Source organism: Nocardioides sp. HB32 (assembly GCF_054058995.1).
Genome location: NZ_JBSSBS010000001.1, coordinates 4,102,344 through 4,117,608, shown reverse-complemented (window position 1 = coordinate 4,117,608; position 15,265 = coordinate 4,102,344). Strand labels below are relative to the sequence as shown.

General features: G+C 72.1%; 15 protein-coding genes. 3 read left to right on the top strand and 12 right to left on the bottom strand.

The features are described 5' to 3' along the window. The first annotated feature begins 296 nt into the window (after nt 1–296). Nucleotides 297–1,838: an outer membrane protein assembly factor BamB family protein gene (locus ACVW2K_RS20655; protein ID WP_457203796.1), complete on the top strand. Its 1,542-nt coding sequence runs from the start codon at nt 297–299 to the stop codon at nt 1,836–1,838. Nucleotides 1,839–2,157: 319 nt separating this feature from the next. On the opposite strand, the gene ACVW2K_RS20650 is transcribed toward ACVW2K_RS20655, so the two are convergent. From ACVW2K_RS20650 to deoC, 7 genes are all read right to left on the bottom strand, one after another. Further along, nucleotides 2,158–3,507 (bottom strand): Ig-like domain-containing protein, encoded by a 1,350-nt coding sequence (locus tag ACVW2K_RS20650; RefSeq protein WP_457203795.1) that lies wholly within the window; start codon nt 3,505–3,507, stop codon nt 2,158–2,160. Nucleotides 3,508–3,771: 264 nt separating this feature from the next. Next, nucleotides 3,772–4,935, bottom strand: coding sequence for a DUF222 domain-containing protein (locus ACVW2K_RS20645; protein WP_457203794.1), 1,164 nt, complete (start codon nt 4,933–4,935; stop codon nt 3,772–3,774). Between the two features lie 275 nt (nt 4,936–5,210). After that, entirely contained in the window at nt 5,211–5,759 is a 549-nt protein-coding gene (locus ACVW2K_RS20640) for a hypothetical protein (RefSeq protein WP_028635701.1), read from the bottom strand. After that, a complete protein-coding gene (locus ACVW2K_RS20635) occupies nt 5,756–6,367 on the bottom strand; it encodes an ATP-binding protein (protein ID WP_457203793.1) in 612 nt (203 codons plus the stop codon). Before ACVW2K_RS20635 ends, ACVW2K_RS20640 begins: the two co-directional genes overlap by 4 nt. 7 nt (nt 6,368–6,374) lie before the next feature. Next, nucleotides 6,375–7,247, bottom strand: a complete 873-nt coding sequence (locus tag ACVW2K_RS20630) for an aldehyde dehydrogenase family protein (protein WP_457203792.1) — start codon at nt 7,245–7,247, stop codon at nt 6,375–6,377. Further along, complete coding sequence (locus ACVW2K_RS20625) at nt 7,244–8,683, bottom strand: aldehyde dehydrogenase family protein (protein ID WP_028635704.1); 1,440 nt, start codon at nt 8,681–8,683, stop codon at nt 7,244–7,246. Before ACVW2K_RS20625 ends, ACVW2K_RS20630 begins: the two co-directional genes overlap by 4 nt. Nucleotides 8,684–8,690: 7 nt before the next feature. Further along, the gene (deoC, locus tag ACVW2K_RS20620) at nt 8,691–9,665 is read right to left on the bottom strand and encodes a deoxyribose-phosphate aldolase (RefSeq protein WP_457203791.1); all 975 of its coding nucleotides are present in this window, start codon (nt 9,663–9,665) and stop codon (nt 8,691–8,693) included. A 53-nt stretch (nt 9,666–9,718) separates the two neighbouring features. Between deoC and ACVW2K_RS20615 the strand changes: the two genes are divergently transcribed. Continuing rightward, nucleotides 9,719–10,300, top strand: coding sequence for a hypothetical protein (locus ACVW2K_RS20615; RefSeq protein WP_457203790.1), 582 nt, complete (start codon nt 9,719–9,721; stop codon nt 10,298–10,300). Here ACVW2K_RS20615 and ACVW2K_RS20610 read toward each other — a convergent pair. Further along, a complete protein-coding gene (locus ACVW2K_RS20610) occupies nt 10,297–11,940 on the bottom strand; it encodes a phospho-sugar mutase (protein ID WP_457203789.1) in 1,644 nt (547 codons plus the stop codon). The two genes, ACVW2K_RS20615 and ACVW2K_RS20610, sit on opposite strands and share 4 nt — an antisense overlap. An 18-nt stretch (nt 11,941–11,958) precedes the next feature. On the opposite strand from ACVW2K_RS20610, the gene ACVW2K_RS20605 reads away from it, so the two are divergent. Then, entirely contained in the window at nt 11,959–12,405 is a 447-nt protein-coding gene (locus ACVW2K_RS20605) for an SRPBCC family protein (RefSeq protein ID WP_457203788.1), read from the top strand. Here the strand turns inward: ACVW2K_RS20605 and ACVW2K_RS20600 are convergent. From ACVW2K_RS20600 to ACVW2K_RS20585, 4 genes are read right to left on the bottom strand one after another with little or no spacing between them, the layout of a single operon-like run. Beyond that, nucleotides 12,375–13,379 carry an aldo/keto reductase gene (locus ACVW2K_RS20600; protein WP_028635708.1) on the bottom strand — a complete coding sequence of 335 codons (1,005 nt, stop codon included), beginning with the start codon at nt 13,377–13,379 and terminating at the stop codon, nt 12,375–12,377. The genes ACVW2K_RS20605 and ACVW2K_RS20600 overlap by 31 nt on opposite strands. Nucleotides 13,380–13,388: 9 nt before the next feature. Continuing rightward, nucleotides 13,389–13,793 carry a MerR family transcriptional regulator gene (locus ACVW2K_RS20595; protein ID WP_231496098.1) on the bottom strand — a complete coding sequence of 135 codons (405 nt, stop codon included), beginning with the start codon at nt 13,791–13,793 and terminating at the stop codon, nt 13,389–13,391. Nucleotides 13,794–13,827: 34 nt separating this feature from the next. Then, nucleotides 13,828–14,625: an NAD-dependent epimerase/dehydratase family protein gene (locus ACVW2K_RS20590; protein WP_457203787.1), complete on the bottom strand. Its 798-nt coding sequence runs from the start codon at nt 14,623–14,625 to the stop codon at nt 13,828–13,830. After that, nucleotides 14,622–15,251, bottom strand: a complete 630-nt coding sequence (locus ACVW2K_RS20585; RefSeq protein ID WP_457203786.1) for a biliverdin-producing heme oxygenase — start codon at nt 15,249–15,251, stop codon at nt 14,622–14,624. Before ACVW2K_RS20585 ends, ACVW2K_RS20590 begins: the two co-directional genes overlap by 4 nt. Nucleotides 15,252–15,265: the final 14 nt, after the last annotated feature.

Genomic DNA, 15,265 nt, shown 5'->3' with positions numbered 1-15,265 from the left:
GACGTGGGGCGCCGCCGTGGAGTCACGAGAGCCGGCGCCTAGCGCCTGCTAGTGCTGTGCACACGTCCCGCCCGGCGTTCCTTGCCGGCGGGGACGTCTCGTTCGCTGCCCGGGTGACCGGGTCTCGGACGCATCGTGCGTTCGCGCGCCCGCGTGCGGACGTATTCGGGGTCCACACCCCCTTCGCGGCGGCTGTGCGGCCGATCGGACGGAGACCTACCTTGAGACACGCACGCACTACTCGTGGATGGCGGCCCTGGCTCGCCGTCTTCGCACTAGCAACGGCGACCAGCGCCATGGTCGTCACCCCCACCGCCGGGGCGCACGCGGCCGGCGGCTCCGGGCCGCCGCAGTGGCCGATGTTCGGGCAGAATCTCAACAACACGGCGAACGCGCCCGCCACCAAGATCGGCACCGGCAACGTGGGCGCCCTCAAACCGAAGTGGGCCTTCACAACGGGCGGTGACATCTCGGCACGCGCCGCGGTCGTCGACGGCGTCGCCTACTTCCCCGACTGGTCCGGCCACCTCTACGCGATCAAGTCGAGCTCCGGGAAGCTCGTGTGGTCGAAGACCATCCTGGCCGATTACCTGTCCGACGCGTTCTCGCCGGCACCGGCCAAGGTCGTCTCGCGCACGAGCCCGGCTCTCGACACAGCCACCAACACGCTCTACGTCGGTACGCAGAAGGGCGCCTATCTGCTCGCGATCAACGCGACCACCGGCGCGCTGAAGTGGCGGACGCAGCTCGACTCGCACCCGCTCGCCATCGACACCGCCTCCCCGGCCGTGTTCAACGGCGTCGTCTACGTAGGCGTGGCATCTCTCGAAGAGGGAGCAGCCGTCGACTCGACCTATCCCTGCTGCTCCTTCCGCGGCAGCGTGATGGCGGTGAACGCCACGACCGGTGCGGTGCTGTGGAAGACCTACACCGTGCCCACCGGCTACAACGGCGGTGCCGTGTGGGGCAGCACGATCGTCCCCGACCCGGCGCGGGGCTTCGTCTACGCCACGACCGGCAACAACTACTTCACCCCGACCGACCCGGACTACACAGCCTGCATCGACGCAGGTCGGACGCAGGAGCAGTGCAACTCGCCCGATGACCACGTCGACTCCGTCATGGCGTTGCGGATCGCCGACGGCACGATCGCGTGGAGTGACCGGTTCGCGACCTCCGACGACTGGACCGTCGCGTGCTTCTTCGGCGGAACGAACTGCCCGGTGAACTCCGGGCCCGACTTCGACTTCGGCTCCGGGGTGCAGCTGTTCACCGCCCAGACCGCGACCGGCCCGAAGACGCTGATCGGAGCCGGCCAGAAGAGCGGCGTGTACACCGCCATCGACCCGAGCACCGGAACGGTCGTCTGGGCCACCCAGGTCGGTCCCGGCTCCTCCCTCGGTGGGATGGAGTGGGGCTCGGCCACTGACGGCAAGCGGATCTACGTCCAGATCGCCAACTTCTACGGGATCCCGGACCAGGTCGGCAACGGCACCACGACCCAAGGTGGGGAGTGGGCGGCCCTCGACGCGGCCACCGGCAGAATCATCTGGAAGGTCGCCGACCCGAACGGCGCCGTCGACCTCGGCCCGATGACCGTGGCCAACGGCGTGGTGTACGCGGCGTCGATGGCTGGCGGAGCGACGAACAAGACGATGTTCGGCCTCGACGCTGCAACCGGCAAGACCCTCTGGAGCTACGCCGCAGGGTCTTCGGTCAACGCCGGAGCATCCATCGCCAACGACACCGTGTTCTGGGGCTCGGGATACTCGAACCTGGGGATTCCCGGCTTCACCGGCAACAACAAGCTGTACGCCTTCAGCATCGGCGGACAGTAGGAGTCGACGTTCGGCCGGGCGCGCTCGGGCGCTCCGGCCGGCGGCGACCCACCGCCCACGACCGACCCAGACCAACGGCCGGCCGAGATCGACCTGGCGCAACCCCGCACGCGTCCCGACGAGGTCGCTGTCTCGCGTCGCCGCCAGGACGATGCCCCGCCGGTCCCACGCGGGTCCTCCTGGCGCCTCTTGAGAAGCCAGACAATCCCGGAGGTCCACGAGACCACCACGCCGCCCACCGCGATGCCGAACCCGAGAAACGCTCCCAGGACGAAGACCGCCGGGACGGCTGGGCTCGTGGGGTGGCTGGCCGCCCTGATCAGGGATGGAGGTTGAGGTGGAGGTGGCCGTAGCCGGCGAACCCTCGGGGGTGGCCGATCTGCGCGTACCACCGCAGGTAGGTCCACTCGACCTGCACATGTCGGACGCTGTGAGCCGCGACCCGAACGGTGCGCTGGGCGCCCGCGATCTCGGGGTCGTCGATCCGGACACGGACACTGTCGCCGTTCCGGTTAGCGATCCGCAGGTCGCCGCCGTGGGCTGTGACGCCCACCGGCCTGGCGCGGCGCAGGTGGACGGTGACGGTGCCGGGGGCGAGGCGCGCAACGTTGCAGGCGTAGTAGGTGATGGTGAAGGTCCCGTTGCTGTCCTGATCCGTCGAGACCTGGAAGCCGGTGTTCGACAGCTGGGTGAAGGCGGAGACAGCGCGGCCGCTCGAGTCGATGCGGCAGACATCGAGGTGCTGCCCCTGCGGGTCGTGGTCGTTCGCGAGGACATGCACGCGGGCCTGGGCGCCGGCCCACCAACTCACCTCGTCGAACTGGGTGACCGGTGGCGCGACCGTGGTCGGGTCGATCCCATCGCCAGTGCGGCGTGCCCCCGTCGCCGCGTTCGAGCGGCGCGGTAGGGCCGCCCTGCCGTCAGCCCGCGTGTTGTCCAGCGCGTCGGCCAGCGGGTCAGCCAGCGCGTCAGCCAGCGCGGAGGGGACGCGGACGCGACCGACCGCGCTGGCGGGACGGGGGTTGCCGGATGGTTTCAGGCCGCGCACGGTGCCGTAGCCGGTGTAGACCCCGACCTCGCCTTCGGCGAAGCCGGCCGCCCAGTCAACCCGGGAGGTGCCTGCCCGGACCAGCTGCGAGCCACCTGAGGCGATCCGCACGATGCCGAGGAAATCGTCGGCGCTCGGCGGCCCCCACAAGAAGAAGACGCGGTGCTGGTCCGGGTTCGTCACCCGCAGCAGGCGCGGGCGTCGCGGTACCTTCTCGACCGTCGTCACGCCCACGGGCTGCACGTCCAGCGTCAGCGTGGCCGGGACGAGGTAGGAGCGATCGCAGACCTGGTAGTCGTAGGTGTAGACACCGGTCGCGCTCGGATCGAGGCTGACCTCGACCCGGCCGTTGCGCTCGCCGTCCTCGGGCTCGACGTCTAGGCGCCAGTCGGGCTGCGCCTCACCGAACCGGCAGACCTGCAGCTTCTCGCCATCTGGGTCGGAGTCGTTCGCGAGAAGCTTGACCACGGCCCCGGAGGTGCCGGCCCACAGCGTCACGGTCTCGCCTTGGGTCACCGGCACCTGGTCGACCTGATCGGCCGAAGCCGAGGACACTCCGAGCGCGACCCAGCCCACGGTTGCCAGGGCGAGGACGGCGCGGAGAGGACGGCGGCGGTGCATGCGGCACACCGTAGGCGACGGCATCGTCGCTCGGACCGATTCCGGGCAACACACGATCGCCGGCCTTGGACGCACCGAGACCAACTCGACGGCGACCACGTCGAGGGCAAGACGTGGGTCCATGCCATGGCATCAGCGCTCAGGAACTCGTCTCGACAGCGTCCGGATCTGGCCGCATTCCGCGCGGGTCGCGGCGCTGGGGTTTGTCAGGCAGGACCGCGCCCATCGGCCGGTCTGTGGTTGAGGGTTGTCGGACCGGTCGGTCTACGTCCGTCGGTGGTAGCGGGTGTGGTGCTGGGGGCAGAGCAGCCTGCCGTGATCTACATCGGTGGGTCCGCCTCGGCTGAACGGCGGCTCGTGATGGGTGTGGCACATCGCGGGGGGCCAATCGCAGCCGGGCTCGGTGCAGCCCTTGTCGCGGAGGGCGATCGCGGTCCGCTGGGCCTTGGTGTGGAACCGGCGGGTGCGGCCGAGGTCGAGGACCTCGGAGGTGCCGCCGAGCACGGCGGGGATGATCCCGGCCTCGCAGGCCAGCCGGCGGGCCATGGCGGCGGTGATCTTCTTTCCGGTGTCCAGCAGCGCCGCCTGCTCGAGCCGGCCCTCCAGGGTCTCGAGGGTCATGGTGACCACGACGGTCGCGGACACGCCGCCGGTCTGCGGGAGCAGGTGCGCGGGGTAGCGCTCGATCAGCTCACAGAACGCCCGACCCAGCCGCTCCGGGCCCGGCCGGGGCACCACCCCGGCGGCGGGGCCGTCGGTGGCGGTGCGGTGCTTGGGGGCGGCGATCGCGAGCAGCATCTTCTTCAGCGCGGCGCCGTGGAAGGACGGGACGGTGAACCGGCCGTGGCACTTGCCGTGCCCGTCGTCCCACATCTCCAGCCGGGTGGCCAGCAGCGCGTCGCGTTCCTCGCGGGCGAGCTGCCGCGCTTCGTAGGCGTCGGCCAGCTCCGGTGCCACCACGTCCATCAGTCGCTTGCCCAGGACCCGCAGTGTGGGGGCGGTGTGCTCGCGTCCGGCGGCGACCAGGTGCCGCTCGGCCTTGTCCACCAGAGTCGTGTCGAGGTCGCCGGGGAGCTGGTCCAGCGCGGTGACGATCACCCGGGCCTGCTCGACCACCAGGTCACCGGCTGCGAGCGCGTCGCGGACATGGCCGCGGGTGACCAGGGCCTGGCCGAGCTTCACCTGGCCCAGCACCACGGGCTTGGTCTGCCGGGTCCGGTGCGCCCACGCGTCCACGGCCTCGTCGTCGGCGTGCTCGGCGACCCGGGCCTCGAGCTCGGCGACCTGCGCCTTCAGCCGGGTGATCGAGACGAGCGTGGCGGTGGTCTCCGCGGCGTCCATGGACCACACCGACGCATCGATCACCGAGCCGGCCAGATCGCGCATCTGCGCAACCGTCACCGACACCCGGTGCCGAGGTGTGGCCATCGCTGTCATGGTCCTACTCAAGCATCGACCACCGACACTGAGAGGCCCAGAACCCCATGTTCCACAGGGATCTGGGTCACGAACAGGTCACGATTCCGAGCACATTTCCACAGGCCCGAAGACGGCGGGCCCGCAAGCCGGGGATCGGCGCCGACCACCCGCCCACCGTTCCGTTTGCTGCCTTTCGGTCGCCACCACCCACTGCCGGGAGGTCGCGGACATCACCCCGCCACCACCCGGTCGCCACCACTCACGAACCGGCCCAGCGCGTGCAGCTAGTCCGGCAGGACCGCCCACCAGGCCCGGTCCCACCCTGCCAGGCCGATGCGGGACCGGCGGAACTCCTCGCGACCGACGTCCATCAGTCGTCCGGCGGCGGGTTCGAAGAACCGCAGCCGGCTGCCCTCCTCACCGAGCGCGAGCACGACGTGGCGCGGCAGCCAGCGGCTGCCGACGTACACCGGCACCGGCCGGAGGTCCCGGGTGGCTGCGACGATCGCGTCGTACCCGGCCGCGGGGGAGGTCCGGATCCAGCGCACGTCGCGGTCACCCAGCTGGCGCGCGACAGCCCACGGCGGCGTGCCGAGCGCACGCGGCCAGGGCAGCTGGAGCCGGCCGTCGTTGACCAGCCCGGTGACGTGCTGGTGCATCATCAGCACCTCCGCGCGGAACCGGTCCGGAACCGACGGCGCGGAGCCGACGTACTCGCCGTACGCGTGGTCGGTGATCATCCGCGCCACGACCAGGCAGGTCGCACCGCAGCTCACCCGGTCCGGCTGGGCCAGCCGCTCCCGGAAGACCCGCTCGGGCCAGTCCTCGGTCACGCCTGCGACCCCTGGCCGAGGAGGGCGCGGATCGCGGCGAACGCCTGGTCCGGACTGACCGGCAGGCAGCCGCGCTCGACGGCGTGCGCCACGACGCGCTGCTGGTCGCGCATCAGGGCCAGGCCGCGCCGGACCAGCACCAGGGGCGGCTTGCGGTGCTCGCGCAGGTCGCGGGTGAGTCGCCGCCAGAACGTCACCATCGGGTGCTGCCGCACGCAGTACGCCGCCGCGAGCAGGCCCGCCTCCCGGCAGTGCGACACCACCTCCTGGGCGAAGATGCCCTCGGCCACGAAGAGGTCGTGCCCGCCGAGGTCCAGCGTCTGCCAGCCGCACCGGCCGTTCTGCGCGATCTCGTAGACCGGCACCTCGGCCCGCCCGGTCCGGCACAGCTCGTCGAGCGCGGCCATCGCGTCCTCGAGCAGCCACGACTCGGGATCGTCCCAGTCGACGATGCCGGCGTTCGCGCCCTCGGTGATGAGGGGGAGCGTGGGGTCACCGGCGCTCTTGTAGAAGTCGTCGAGCCGCAGCACCGGCAGGCCGATGCGCTCGGCGAGGCGGGACTTGCCGGCCCCCGAAGGGCCGGCCAGGACGATCACACGTGCGCGCACCGGCGGGTCAGACGCCGATGGGGTGCCAGACCGTCTTGGTCTCGAGGAACGCCGTCATCGGGTCGATCCCGGGCGCGGCAGCCCAGTCCGGCTCGGCGGCCGGCGCGCGGCGTACCCGCTTCAGGTTGTCGGCCGCGGCGACCTCGAGCTCGGTCGCGAGCGACGCGTCGCCGGCGATGCCGGTGAGGTCGATCGCGTTCACGTCCATGTGCGCCGCCAGCCACGGGCCGATCGTCGCTGCCGAGCCGGTCAGGATGTTGACCACGCCGCCCGGGACGTCGGACGTCGCGAGCACCTCGGCGAACGTCACCGCCGGCAACGGCCGCTCGTACGACGAGACCACGACGGCCGTGTTGCCCGTCACGACCACGGGCGCGACGGCGCTGACCAGGCCGAGCAGGCTCGACTGCTGCGGCGCGAGCACCGCGACGACGCCGGTCGGCTCCGGGGTGGACAGGTTGAAGAACGGACCCGCCACCGGGTTCGCGTTGCCGACCACCTGGGTGATCTTGTCCGCCCAGCCGGCGTACCAGACCAGCCGGTCGATGGCCTCGTCGAGCGCCTTGTCCGCCCTGGCGGCGGAGAGGCCCTCGGACTGGGTGATCGCCTGCACGAACTGCGGACGGCGGTCCTCCATGACCTCGGCGACCCGGTAGAGGATCTGCGCCCGGTTGTACGCGGAGCGTGTCGACCAGCCGCCGAACGCCTTGCGGGCGGCGACGACGGCGTCGCGCGCGTCCTTGCGGGACGCGAGGGCGGCGTTCGCCACGAACTTCCCCTTGCTGTCGGTCACCTCGTAGGAGTGGCCGGACTCGGACCGGGGGAACGCGCCCCCGATGTAGAGCTTGTAGGTCTTCCGGACGTCGATGCGGGCGCTCATCGCAGGTAGGCCTCCAGACCGTGCCGGCCGCCCTCGCGGCCGTAGCCCGACTCCTGGTAGCCGCCGAACGGGCTGGTCGGGTCGAACTTGTTGAACGTGTTGGCCCACACCACGCCGGCGCGCAGCTGGTTCGCCATGTGCAGGATCCGGGAGCCCTTGTCGGTCCAGACGCCGGCGGAGAGGCCGTACGGCGTGTTGTTCGCCTTCTCGACCGCCTCGGACGGCGTGCGGAACGTGAGCACCGACAGCACCGGGCCGAAGATCTCCTCGCGCGCGATCCGGTGCGCCTGCGAGACGCCGGTGAACAGCGTCGGCGGGAACCAGAAGCCCTTCGTCGGCAGGTCGCACGCGACCTCCCAGCGCTCCGCGCCCTCGGCGTCGCCGAGCTCGGACAGCTCGCGGATCCGCTTGAGCTGCTCGCCGGAGTTGATCGCGCCGATGTCGGTGTTCTTGTCCAGCGGGTCGCCCATGCGGAGCGTCGACATCCGCCGCTTCAGGCGCTCGAGCAGCTCCTCGGAGATGCTCTCCTGCACGAGCAGGCGGGAGCCGGCGCAGCAGACGTGGCCCTGGTTGAAGAAGATCCCGTTGACGATGCCCTCGACCGCCTGGTCGATGGGGGCGTCGTCGAAGACGATGTTCGCGGCCTTGCCGCCGAGCTCGAGCGTCACCTTCTTCTCGGTGCCGGCGACGGAGCGGGCGATCGCCTTGCCGACCTCGGTCGAGCCGGTGAACGCGACCTTGTCGATGTCCGGGTGGCCGACGAGTGCCTGACCGGTGCCGCCGGCGCCCGTGACGATGTTGACCACGCCGGGCGGGAGGTCCGCCTGCTGGCAGATCTCCGCGAACAGCAGCGCGGTCAGCGGGGTCGTCTCCGCCGGCTTGAGCACCACCGTGTTGCCGCACGCGAGCGCCGGGGCGATCTTCCAGGCCAGCATCAGCAGCGGGAAGTTCCACGGGATGATCTGGCCCGCGACGCCGAGCGGCTGCGGGTCGCTGCCGCGACCGGCGTACTCCAGCTTGTCGGCCCAGCCGGCGTAGTAGAAGAAGTGCGCGGCCACGGTCGGGACGTCGACGTCGCGCGACTCCTTGATCGGCTTGCCGTTGTCGAGCGACTCCAGGACGGCGAGCTCGCGGCTGCGCTCCTGGATGATCCGGGCGATCCGGTAGAGGTACTTGGCGCGCTCGCGGCCCGGCATCCGCGACCAGACCTTGTCGTAGGCCCGCCGGGCGGCCTTCACCGCGGCGTCCACGTCGGCCTGGTCGGCCTCGGCGACCTCGGCGAGGACCTCCTCGGTGGCCGGGCTGATCGTCTTGAACGGCGTGCCGTGGCCGTCGGTGAACTCGCCGTTGACGAAGAGGCCGTAGGACGGCTTGATGTCGACGATGCTCCGCGACTCGGGGGCCGGGGCGTACTCGAACGGGTTGGTGTCTGCCATCAGGAGATCAGTCCAGCGTGAAGTAGTCGGGACCGGAGTAGCGGCCGGTCTTCATCTTGGTGCGCTGCATCAGCAGGTCGTTGAGCAGCGTGGAGGCGCCGAAGCGGAACCAGGCCGGGTCCAGCCAGTCCGGGCCCGCGACCTCGTTGACCATCACGAGGTACTTGATGGCGTCCTTGGCGGTGCGGATGCCGCCTGCCGGCTTCACGCCGACCATGGTGCCGGTCTGCTCGCGGAAGTCGCGGACCGCCTCGAGCATCACCAGCGTGACCGGCAGGGTCGCCGCCGGCTGCACCTTGCCGGTGGAGGTCTTGATGAAGTCGGCGCCGGCCATCATCGCCAGCCAGCCCGCCCGGCGGACGTTGTCATAGGTCTGCAGCTCGCCGGTCTCCAGGATCACCTTCAGGTGGGCGCTCTCGCCGTCGGCCCGGGCGCACGCCTGCTTGACCGCCACGATCTCCTCGAACGCGTGCAGGTAGCGACCGGCGAGGAACGCGCCCCGGTCGATGACCATGTCGATCTCGTCGGCCCCGGCCTCGACCGCGTCGCGGGTGTCGGCGAGCTTGATGTCGAGGGCGGCACGGCCGCTCGGGAACGCCGTGGCGACGGCGGCCACGTGCACGCCGCTGGTGCCCAGCACCTCGCGGGCCGTGGCGACCATGTCGGGGTACACGCAGACCGCTGCGACCTGCGGCGTGGTCGGGTCCGCGGGGTCGGGCCGCATCGCCTTGGCGGACAGGGCGCGGACCTTGCCGGGGGTGTCCTGGCCCTCCAGGGTCGTCAGGTCGACCATCCGGATGGCGAGATCGAGCGCGTACGCCTTCGCGGTGGTCTTGATGGAACGGGTGCCGAGCCCGGCCGCGCGCGCCTCCGCGCCGACCTGGTCGACGCCGGGCAGCCCGTGCAGGAACCGCCGCAGTGCGGCCTCGGACCTGGTGACGTCGTCGAACGCCGGGTCGAGGAGGGTGGAGGTGCTGGTCACCGACCCAGCATAGGGTTGTGGTCGCGAAGCACCACAAACCAGGAGATGCCCCCATGACCGACCGGCCCGCCGAGCCCGCCGTCGAGCGGTTCCACGCCACGAACGGGCGGATCAGCGGGTACGTCGGGCTCGGCTGCACCGCCGTGGTCCTGGTCCTCGCGATCGCCGGCTGGAGCACCGGCCGGGCGCTCGGCGTGGCGATCGTCGCGGTCCTGGGCGCGCTGCTCGTGTGGGTGGTGATGCTCCGCCCCGGCATGTGGGTCGAGGACCGCGACCTGGTGATGCGGAGCATGTACCACACCGACACGATCCCGCTGGCCGCCATCGACCGGGTCGCGGTCGGGCAGGTCACCGCCGTCAGCGTGGGCGAGAAGCGCTACCTGTCGCCGGTAGTCGGCTACACGGCCCGGCAGACCGTCCGGCAGCGCTCCGCGGCGAAGAAGACCGGGTCGGCCGCGAGCCCCCTCGACACCTACCAGGTCTTCGTCGAGGAGCGGCTCACCCACCTCGCCACGGAGGCGCGGGAGAGGTACGGCGCCGTGACCGACGGCGTCCGCCGCGCCTACGCCTGGCCCGAGCTGGCGGGCACCGTCGCGCTGATCGTCGCGTTCCTGGTCTGGCTCCTGGTGTTCTAGCCCAGGATCCCGGCCGCGGTCCTGATCCCGTCGCGCAGCGCGTCGAGCCGCCCGACCGCCGCGATCCGGGCTGCGTCAACGTCGTCCTCGGAGCGCACCGGCACCACGACCTCGAGGTAGCACTTGAGCTTCGGCTCGGTGCCGCTCGGCCGCACGACGACCCGGGCGCCGTCGGCGAGCCGGTAGCGCAGTCCCTCGGTCGGCGGCAGGTCCGCGCTGCCGACCGCGAGGTCGTCGACCCGCTCGACCGCGAGCCCGCCCAGCTCGGCGGGAGGCGCGGCGCGCAGCCGCTCCATCGCGGCGGCGATCTCCGCGAGGTCGGTGACCCGCACGGAGAGCTGGTCGGTCGCGTGCAACCCGTGCTCGCGGGCCAGGTCGTCGAGCACGTCGACGAGGGTCCGGCCCGCGGCCTTGGTCTCGGCCGCGAGCTCGCAGAGGAGCAGGAGCGCGGAGACGCCGTCCTTGTCCTTCACGTGCTCGGGGTCGACGCAGTAGCCGAGCGCCTCCTCGTAGCCGAAGGCCAGCCCGTCGACCCGGCCGATCCACTTGAAGCCGGTCAGCGTCTCGGCGTACGGCTGGCCGGCGGCGGCGGCCATCTTCCCGAGCAGGCTGGAGGACACGATGCTGCACGCGTAGGTGCCCCGGGTGCCGCGGCTCAGGAGTGCGTGCGCCAGCAGGGCGCCGACCTCGTCGCCGCGCAGCATCCGCCAGCCGTGCGGGCCGGGCACGGCGGCCGCACAGCGGTCCGCGTCCGGGTCGTTGGCGACCACGAGGTCCGCGCGGCGGCGCTCCGCGAGCGCGACCGCGAGGTCCATCGCCCCCGGCTCCTCGGGGTTCGGGAACGCGACGGTCGGGAACTCGGGGTCGGGCTGCTCCTGCTCGGTGACGACCGCCGGCTCGTCGAAACCGGCCGCCTCGAGGACGCGGAGGACGGTCGTGCCGCCCACGCCGTGCAGCGGGGTGTAGACGAGACTCAGATCCCGCGGCCCGTCGACCGCGAGCCCGGCGACGGTGTCGAGGTAGCGGTCCACGATCTCCTCGTCGAGGACCGTGCCGCCGCTTCCGCGCGGCACCTCCGCGACCGCGCCGACCGCCTCGATCCGGGCCGCGATCTCCGCGTCGGCCGGTGGCACGATCTGGCTGCCGTCGCCGAGGTAGACCTTGTAGCCGTTGTCCTGCGGCGGGTTGTGGCTGGCGGTCACCATCACGCCGGCCGCGCAGCCGAGCTCGCGGATCGCGAAGGCGAGCAGCGGCGTGGGCAGTGGGCGGGGGAGGACGTACGCCGTGAAGCCGGCGCCGGTCATCACCTCCGCGGTGTCCCGGGCGAAGACGTCGGAGTTGTGGCGGGCGTCGTACCCGATCACGACCGAGGCGCGGGTGTGGCCCGTGTCGCGCAGGTAGGCGGCGAGCCCGGCCGCGGCCCGGGTGACCACGACCCGGTTCATCCGGTTCGGCCCGGCCCCCAGCGCGCCCCGCAGCCCGGCGGTGCCGAACTCGAGCGGTCCCGCGAACCGGTCGGCCAGGTCGGCGTCGCCGCCGCCGGCCTCGACCTGGGCGATGACCCGCTCGAGCTCGGCGCGGGTCTGCGGGTCGGGGTCGTCGGCGGCCCAGGCGCGCGCAGCCGTGAGGAGTTCGGTCATGGGGGGCACGATACGAGGGTGCGCGCGTCCTTCACCTTCTCCGGTACCTGGGAGATCCCTGCGCCCGTCGCCGCGGTGCACGCGCTGCTCATCGATCTCGAGCGCTACCCCGACTGGTGGCCCCAGGTCGTCGCGGTGGCGTCGCTGGGTCCGGACGACGCGCGGGTGCTGTGCCGCTCGGCGCTGCCGTACACGCTCGACCTGGTCCTGCACGCCGTCGACCGCTCGCCCGACCGCCTCGAGGTCGCCGTGTCCGGCGACCTCGAGGGCTCGGTGCGCTTCGTGCTGACGGCCACCCCGGGCGGCACCCGCCTCGACCTCAGCCAGGACGTCGCGGTCATCGGACTCCTCGCGCTGGGGTCGTACGCCGCGCGGCCGCTGCTGCGCTGGAACCACCAGCGGATGATGGCCGGCTGCGTGGCCGGGCTGCGGCGTCAGCTGTCGATCGTGGACATGTCCCCGTAGCGCTCGCCGACCACGGCGTCGCGCGGGACCGCCGCCTCGAGCGCCGCCAGGTCGTCGGCGGAGAGCACGACGTCGGCGGCCGCGGCGTTCTCCTCGAGGTACTTCACGCGCTTGGTGCCGGGGATCGGGACGACTCCCAGCCCGGCGTCGCCCTGGGAGAGGACCCAGGCGAGCGCGAGCTGACCGGGCGTGCAGCCCTTCTGCTCCGCCAGGGAGCGTACGGCGTCGACGAGCCTGAGGTTGGCGCGCAGGCCCTCGCCGTTGAGCCGGGGGAAGTACGCCGAGCGCCGCGAGTCGTCGGGGTCGAGGGAGTCCTCCGAGGTGATCGCGCCGGTGAGGATGCCGCGGCCGAGCGGGGAGTAGGGCACCAGGCCGATGCCGAGCTCGCGGATCGTGGGCAGGATCTCGTCCTCGAGGTCGCGCGTGAACAGCGAGTACTCCGTCTGCAGCGCGGTGATCGGGTGGACGGCGTGGCCGCGGCGGATCGTCTCCGGTGACGCCTCGGACAGCCCGAGGTGGCGCACCTTGCCGGCCTCGACGAGCTCCTTCATGGCGCCGACGGTCTCCTCGATCGGCACGGTCCGGTCGACGCGGTGCTGGTAGTAGAGGTCGATGTGGTCGACGCCGAGGCGCTGGAGCGAGGCGTCGCACGCGGTCCGCACGTACTCGGGCCGGCCGTTGATGCCGACGCGGGTGCCGTCGGGACGCCGCTCGTTGCCGAACTTGGTGGCGAGCTGGACCTCGTCGCGACGGCCCGCGATCGCCTTGCCGACGAGCTGCTCGTTCGTGAAGGGCCCGTACATGTCGGCGGTGTCGAGGAAGGTGACGCCGAGGTCGAGGGCGCGGTGGATGGTCGCGACCGCCTCGCCCTCGTCGCCGCGGCCGTAGAACTCCGACATGCCCATGCAGCCGAGGCCGAGGGCGGAGACGGTGAGGGACGAGGTGGTTCCGAGAGTGCGCTGGTGAAGGGTCATGCCGTCCACTCAAGCGGTTCGAGCGCGCTCCAGGTCAAGGTCCCGGCTCAGGAGCTTGTCCTCGTAGATCCCGATCTTCGCGTCGATGGCGCCCAGGTGCTCCTGGACCTCGGCGAGCTGGGCGAGCACGAGCTGGCGGTGCGCGCGCAGGAGCGCCAGCCGCTCCTCCTCGTTCCCGTCGCCGGTCCGCACCAGCTCGGCGTACCGGCGGACGTCGCGGATCGGCATGCCGGTCCCGCGCAGCCGGGTCAGCAGCTCGATCCAGCGCAGGTCGGCCTCGGTGTAGCGGCGGTGCCCGGAGGAGGTGCGCCCGACGGGCCGCAGCATCAGCCCGTCGTGCTCGTAGTACCGCAGCGTGTCCGGGGTCAGGCCGGTGCGCTCGGCGGCCGCGGCGATGCTCAGTCCGGTGCTCACGCCCCCCAGTGTCACTCCTGGAGCGCACTCCAGGTCAAGACCGGTCGAGCGCGGGGCGTTCCTGCGCGGGCGACGCGTAGTCACCACCGACGTACGCGCCGTCCGCCGTGTCGTCCGGACCGGGCGCGATGGACGCCGCGAACTCCTCCGCGTCGTCGAGCGGCTCGTACCCGAGCGCCCGGCCGGGCTCGAGGTCCCACCAGCCGCGGGTGTTGGCCGAGATGCCGTACAGGACTGCGAAGCCCGGGGCGGGGGCGGTGAGCGCGGCGTCGACCATCCGCACGCAGTCGTCGTGCGACAGCCAGGTCGAGAGGTGGCGGACGGTCTCCGGACGCTCGAGGTAGGACCCGATCCGGCACGCCACGGCGTCGATGCCGTAGCGGTCGGCGTACAGGCTCATCAGCGCCTCGGCCGCGACCTTGCCGACGCCGTAGAACGTGTCCGGGCGCGGCCTGGTGTCGACGCCGACCAGGTCGCTGCGCGGCGTCCGCCCGACCGCGTGGTTGGAGGAGGCGTAGACGAAGCGGCGCACGCCGTGCTCGACCATCGCGTCCAGCAGCGCGGCGGTGGTGATCACGTGGGAGGACAGCGAGTCGGGCAGGCTCGCCTCGTGCGGCCGGCCGGCCAGGTGTACGACGCCGTCGAACGACTCCTCGTCGAACACCGCGGCGACCGCGTCCGCGTCGGTGCAGTCGACGCTGAACCACGGCACGTCCTCGCCGGTGGGCTCGGGCACCCGGTCCAGGCCGACCACGGTGTGGCCACGGTCGGCGAGGCCGACCGTCACGACGCGTCCGATGCTGCCGGCTGCGCCGGTGACGAGAACCTTCACGCGGGAAGGCTAGCCGCGAGCTCGGTGAACAACGCCTGGTTGAGCCGGAACGCGACCCTCACCTCGTCCACGACCCGGGCGATCGCACGGGACGAGAGGCCGAGTGCGTCGAGCCGGGCCCGGTAGCCGTCCTTGTAGGCCTTCGGCCGCCCGACGGCCGGGAAGTCGTAGAACGCGAGGCCTCGGCCGGCCAGCCCGAACCCGCGGTCCAGGATCCGGCCGATCGCCTGCCCGCCGGAGAGGTCGCCGAGGTAGCGCGTGTAGTGGTGCGCGGCGAGCAGGTCGCCGCTGGTGGCGGCGGCCGTCAGCCGGTCGCGGTACGCCGCGGCGGCAGGGGAGTCCACCGTGCGCGGCCCGCCCGGCAGCCAGTGGTCGAGGTCGGCGTCGATCGCCGGGAGGCGTTCCAGTCCCGGATCGAAGACCGCGGCGACCGCGGGGTCGTCGGTGTTCTCGCGCACGACCGCCTCCATCGTGGCGTAGACGGTGCGCAGCCGGAGCAGGTAGTCGGCGTAGCCCCGCTCGTCCACGCGTCCCGCGAGGAGCTCGGACATGAACGCGGAGTCCTCGGCCTGCGCGTGCTCGGTCCGGGAGCCGTCGCGCATCGCCGCCGAGAGTGAGGAGGGCACGGACCGAGACGCTA